This is a genomic window from Mesorhizobium sp. M4B.F.Ca.ET.089.01.1.1, assembly GCF_004022605.1.
GTDB lineage: Bacteria > Pseudomonadota > Alphaproteobacteria > Rhizobiales > Rhizobiaceae > Mesorhizobium > Mesorhizobium abyssinicae.
This window is the reverse complement of sequence record NZ_RZOS01000591.1, coordinates 1-2,907: the sequence shown is the minus strand read 5'-3', so window position 1 is coordinate 2,907 and position 2,907 is coordinate 1. Positions and strand designations below refer to the sequence as shown.

Here is a 2,907-nt window from a genome sequence, read left to right as displayed (position 1 = left end):
GTTCCTGGACCGCACGACGCCGAGCTACACGGCGCTGATCGACCGCGACGGCGAGCTGATAGTCGGCTTTGCCGACATGGCGCTCTACGACCTCGCCTTCCCCAAGCAGATCCGCCGCGCCAAGGTGCGCGAGGCGATCGCTTCCGCCGATGCCCTCCTATGCGACGCGAACCTGCCGTCCGCGGCGCTGGAACGGCTGGTGGCGCAAGCCGCCGGCAAGCCGGTCTTCGCCATCGCCATCTCGCCAGCCAAGGTGGTGCGGCTGGCGCCGGTGCTGGGCAGCCTTGCCGTGCTGTTCATGAACCGGCGCGAGGCCGGCGCCCTCGCCGGCCTAGGCGACGATGCGAATGGCCACGATCTGGTCGGCGCGCCGGTGCTCGGCTTCGACGGCGAGGGCCTGTTCTCCATCGCCCCGCCCGCCCCGCGTAGGATCGCCGACGTCACCGGCGCGGGCGATGCGCTGACCGGCGCGACGGTCGCCGCTCTGCTCAATGGCCTGCCGCTGCGCGCGGCCCTGCGCGAAGGCATTGCCGCCTCCATCCTGGCCATCGAAAGCACCGAGGCGGTGCCCGCCTTCAGCGCTGCCAACTTTGCGCAAATGCTGGCCCTTGTGCCGGGGGCGCTGGAAGTGGCATGAGGGCGGCCGGAGCGCCGCACGCTCCGGATTGGAGACCATCATGACGCCCGAAACCGCCCGCCCCTTCATCGACATCCCCCCGCCGGTGGCGGAGGCGCTCGCCGCCGGGCGGCCGGTGGTGGCGCTGGAAAGCACCATCATCACCCATGGCATGCCCTATCCGGACAATGGCGCCATGGCTGCCAATGTCGAGAAGATCATCCTGGACAATGGCGTGGTACCGGCAACGATCGCGGTGGTCGCCGGCCGCATCAAGATCGGCCTCTCCGACGGCGAGCGCGAATCGCTGGCGATGACCGGCGACGCCATGAAACTGTCGCGCGCCGATATCGGCTTTGCCGTCGCGCAAGCGCGCACCGGCGGCACCACCGTCGCCGCGACGATGATCGCCGCGCATATGGCCGGGATAAAGGTGTTCGCCACCGGCGGCATCGGCGGCGTGCACAAGGGCGCTGAAAAGAGCTTCGACATCTCGGCCGACCTCGACGAGCTGGCGCGGACGCCAGTCATCGTGGTGTCGGCCGGCGCCAAGGCAATCCTCGACATCGAAAAGACGCTGGAAGTGCTGGAGACGCGCGGCGTGCCGGTCGTCGGCCATGGCTGCGAGACGATGCCTGCGTTCTGGTCCAGGCATTCGCCGTTCCGCGCCCCGCTCACCTTGCATGTGCCGGAGGACATTGCGCATTTCTACCGGACGCGGCAGGCGCTGGGCCTCGGCGGCGGCATACTGATCGCCAACCCGGTGCCGGAGAACGCGGAGATCCCGGCCAAGGAGATGGACGGCTACATCCAGGCGGCGCAGAAGGCGGCGGAGGCGCTCAGCGTCAGCGGCAAGGCGGTGACGCCGTTCCTGCTGTCGAAAATCCTCGAACTGACCGGCGGCCGCAGCCTCAAGACCAACATCGCTCTGGTCGAGAACAATGCGCGGCTGGCGGCCAGGATCGCCAAGGCGCTGTAGCGTCTACTTTCCCGCCCGCAGCCCCGCCTCATAGGCGCGGCGCGCCCAGACCGCCATCTCGTCGGGGTCGTCGAAGGCGCTGTCGGGAATACTCCAATAGGGCATCGCAACCAGCTTGCCATGCCTGGAGCCGGTGTAGGTCCACTGCTGGCAGCCGGCGGCCTCGAAATCGGGCACGCTTTGCTCGTCGGCCTTCAGCTTCAGCTCGCCGCGCAGCACGATGGCGACGATGACGCCGTCGCAATAGATGCCCTTGCCGCCGAACAGTTTTCTGATGCTGATCGGGCCGAGGCTGTCGAACAACTCCTCTATGCGTTCATTGTCCATGCTGCGATCATGGCATCGCGGCCTGATCCTGTCATCGCCGCAACCAAAACCATGCTGACAAGTTGAGGACCAGCCACGGGAGTTTGCCATGCCGCTGCTGCTGAAAGGATCCTGCCGGTGCAATGCCGTCCGCTTCGAAGTGGAAAGCCACACGCCGGTACCGTTCATGCTCTGCTACTGCTCGATCTGCCGCAAGCAGCAGGGCGGCGGCGGTTTCGCCATCAATCTCGGCGCCGACTACGAGACGCTGAACATCAGGGGCAAGCGCAGCCTCGGCGTCTACCAGGCCGAGATCGAGGATGACGAGCATCCGCATTGCGAGGTTTCTACCGGCGAGCGCAATTTCTGCCGCAAATGCGGTTCGGCCCTCTGGCTCTACGACCCGACCTGGCCGGATCTGGTGCATCCCTTCGCCTCGGCGATCGACAGCGAGCTGCCGGTACCGCCGGAAAAGGTGCATCTGATGCTGAAATACAAGGCGAACTGGGTCGAGCCGGTGGTCGGCAGGAACGACAAGGTGTTCGACGTCTATCCCGAAGAATCGATTGCCGAGTGGCACAAGCGCACGGGCATGTGGGTGGACTAGGAAGAGGCATTGCCTATCCGACAGGAGGCAACAATGAACCTGACTACGCACAAGAAATTCAAAGGCGACCGGCTGATGCCGTGGGGCAAGGGCACCGTCGTCACCGACGCCAAAGGCTATGTTTTTCTGTGCGGCAACACGGCCACGGTCGACGACTACGATCCGTCGAAACACCAGGGCGGCGCCATTGGCGACCCTGCCGCGCAATGGCGCGCAATCCTTGCCAACATCAAGTCCGATCTGGAGGAACTGGGCAGTTCGCTCGATCATCTGGTCAAGGTGACGTTTTACGTCAAGGGACCGTTTCCGACCGGCGGCGTCCTCAGCTCACCCAATTTCCGCATGGACGTGATGGACGAATTTTTCGCCGAACATTGCCCGAAGCACTGCAGCTACAAC

5 protein-coding genes are annotated in these 2,907 nt (G+C 65.4%); 4 read left to right on the top strand and 1 reads right to left on the bottom strand.

The window, feature by feature from the left end:
• Together EN780_RS31205 and EN780_RS31200 are read left to right on the top strand one after the other, a co-directional pair.
• On the top strand, positions 1-637 hold a 637-nt coding region (locus EN780_RS31205), incomplete at its 5' end, for a PfkB family carbohydrate kinase (protein ID WP_128276198.1).
• Positions 638-677: 40 nt separating this feature from the next.
• On the top strand, positions 678-1,595 hold the full coding sequence (locus tag EN780_RS31200; RefSeq protein ID WP_128276197.1) for a pseudouridine-5'-phosphate glycosidase: 918 nt from the start codon (positions 678-680) through the stop codon (positions 1,593-1,595).
• Between the two features lie 3 nt (positions 1,596-1,598).
• Here the strand turns inward: EN780_RS31200 and EN780_RS31195 are convergent, their stop codons facing one another.
• Positions 1,599-1,922 carry a TfoX/Sxy family protein gene (locus EN780_RS31195; RefSeq protein WP_128276196.1) on the bottom strand — a complete coding sequence of 108 codons (324 nt, stop codon included), beginning with the start codon at positions 1,920-1,922 and terminating at the stop codon, positions 1,599-1,601.
• Positions 1,923-2,010: 88 nt separating this feature from the next.
• Here EN780_RS31195 and EN780_RS31190 point away from each other — a divergent pair, with 88 nt between their 5' ends.
• Together EN780_RS31190 and EN780_RS31185 are read left to right on the top strand one after the other, a co-directional pair.
• Positions 2,011-2,508, top strand: coding sequence for a GFA family protein (locus EN780_RS31190; RefSeq protein WP_128276195.1), 498 nt, complete (start codon positions 2,011-2,013; stop codon positions 2,506-2,508).
• 33 nt (positions 2,509-2,541) lie between these two features.
• Positions 2,542-2,907: RidA family protein (locus tag EN780_RS31185; RefSeq protein ID WP_133372796.1), on the top strand; the 366-nt coding region annotated here is incomplete at its 3' end.

Excerpts from the sequence above, each read along its gene's own strand:
- EN780_RS31200 (WP_128276197.1), top strand. The coding sequence starts at position 678 with ATGACGCCCGAAACCGCCCGCCCCTTCATCGACATCCCCCCGCCGGTG.
- EN780_RS31195 (WP_128276196.1), bottom strand. The coding sequence starts at position 1,922 with ATGGACAATGAACGCATAGAGGAGTTGTTCGACAGCCTCGGCCCGATC.
- EN780_RS31190 (WP_128276195.1), top strand. The coding sequence starts at position 2,011 with ATGCCGCTGCTGCTGAAAGGATCCTGCCGGTGCAATGCCGTCCGCTTC.